Origin of the sequence: Streptomyces wuyuanensis (assembly GCF_900103455.1) — a bacterium.
In the GTDB taxonomy this organism is placed as follows: Bacteria; Actinomycetota; Actinomycetes; order Streptomycetales; family Streptomycetaceae; genus Streptomyces; species Streptomyces wuyuanensis.
This window is the reverse complement of record NZ_FNHI01000052.1, coordinates 1-1,192: the sequence shown is the minus strand read 5'-3', so window position 1 is coordinate 1,192 and position 1,192 is coordinate 1. Positions and strand designations below refer to the sequence as shown.

Here is a 1,192-nt window from a genome sequence, read left to right as displayed (position 1 = left end):
GCCCAGACGACCTTGCCACCGGGTATCGGGCGTGAGCCCCATCGGCGGGAGAGTTGGGAGACGAGGAAGAGGCCGCGGCCGTTCTCGTCGGTGGTGTGTGCGCTGCGCGGATGCGGGACGCACGAATCGGCGTCGGACACTTCGCAGGTCAGGACTTCGTGTTGGATCAGGCGCAGGCCGATCGGGCCGGTGCCGTGGCGGATGGCGTTGGTGACGAGTTCGCTGACGATGAGTTTCGTTGCGTCTTCGAGGTGTTCGAGGCCCCAGGCGGTCAGTCGGTCGGCTGCCAGGTCGCGGGCTTGGCGGACGGCGGTGTGGTCGCCGGGGAGTGTCCATGAGGCGACCTGTGCCGGGTCGAGTGCGCGGGTGCGGACGAGGAGCAGGGTGACGTCGTCGCAGGCGGCCTGTCCGTGGAAGGGTTCCATGGCGCGGGTGCAGAGGTCTTCCAGTGTCCGGCCCGGTTCGGCGAGGGTGGTTCCCAGGCGGTGCATTCCCTCGTCGATGTCGTGGCTGCGGGTCTCGACCATGCCGTCGGTGTAGAGGGCGAGGAGGCTGCCCTCGGGCAGTTCCAGTTCCACGGCTTCGAAGGGGACGCCGAGTCCGATGCCGAGGGGTGCTCCGGAGGGGATGTCGGGGAAGGTGACCCGGCCGTGGGGGTCGACGATCGCGGGCGGGGGGTGGCCGGCGGAGGCCATGGTGCACAGGCGGGTGACCGGGTCGTAGACGGCGTAGACGCAGGTGGCGCCCACGGGGGACGGGTCCGGGCCGCCGGAGTCCGCCTCCGTCAGCCGCTGGACGGTGTCGTCGAGGTGGGTGAGCAGTTCGTCGGGGGGAAGTTCCATGTCGGCGAGTGTGTGCACGGCGGTGCGCAGCCTTCCCATGGCCGCCGCGGCGTTGATGCCGTGGCCGACCACATCCCCGACGACCAGGGCCACCCGGGCACCGGACAACGGGATCACATCGAACCAGTCGCCCCCGACGCCGTTGTCGATGTCCGCGGGCAGATAGCGCGAAGCCGTCTCGACCGCCGCACCACCCCTCAACCGCCGCGGAAGCAGACTGCGTTGCAGAGCCAGCGCCGTGGTCTGCTCACGCGCGAACCGGCGCGCATTGTCCAACGACTGCGCAGCACGACCCACAAGCTCCTCAGCCAACAACAAATCGATCTCCTGGAACGGGACCGGATTCTCAC

Annotated in this window: 1 protein-coding gene; it reads right to left on the bottom strand. The window is 69.5% G+C overall.

Going from position 1 to position 1,192, the window contains the following annotated elements:
* Positions 1-1,192, bottom strand: a 1,192-nt coding sequence (locus BLT82_RS36170) for an ATP-binding SpoIIE family protein phosphatase (RefSeq protein ID WP_167746202.1), incomplete at both ends; no start/stop codon positions are given.